This is a genomic window from Parachitinimonas caeni (assembly GCF_030129945.1).
GTDB classification, from domain to species: domain Bacteria; phylum Pseudomonadota; class Gammaproteobacteria; order Burkholderiales; family Chitinimonadaceae; genus Parachitinimonas; species Parachitinimonas caeni.
The window spans coordinates 1-531 of sequence record NZ_JARRAF010000171.1 but is presented as its reverse complement, the minus strand read 5'-3'; the positions used below and the strand labels follow the sequence as shown (position 1 = coordinate 531).

Genomic DNA, 531 nt, shown 5'->3' with positions numbered 1-531 from the left:
TGACCGTCTCCGACTGGCAATGGAACGCGCAGGCCCAGCGGCAGGCCTCGGGCAACCAGCTCGAAGTCAGCTACGTCTACGACGCCAACGGCAATGTGCGCACCACCACCACCCGCAAGGACAACCGCAGCGAAACCGACCATTACACCTACAACAGCCGCAACCTGCTGCAGAGCCACCAGCCGGATGGCCAGCGGCTGCCGAGCGCCGTTGGCAGCATCGACAGCGGCGTCAGTTACCGCTACGACCTGGCCGGTCGGCGCCAGGGCTCCAGCTTCGCCAATGCCAAAGGCACGGTGACCGAAAGCTATGACTACAGCGAAGACGACCAGCTGATCGGCATCGTCAGCAACGGGGTCAACCAGGTGCGGGCGCTCGATCTGCAAGGCCGGGTGGTCAGCCAGTACCAGACCCGGATCAGCGACCAACCCGGCAGTGCCCCGATGGAAGGCCAGGTGCAGAACCGTTACGACCGCTATGGCCGCCTGAGCTGGCAGAAGCTGGGCGAGCTGGAAACCGAATATGAATACA

Annotated in this window: 1 protein-coding gene; it reads left to right on the top strand. The window is 63.8% G+C overall.

Going from position 1 to position 531, the window contains the following annotated elements; translation table 11 throughout:
* Window positions 1–531, top strand: a 531-nt coding sequence (locus PZA18_RS24160; RefSeq protein ID WP_284103444.1) for a hypothetical protein, incomplete at both ends; no start/stop codon positions are given.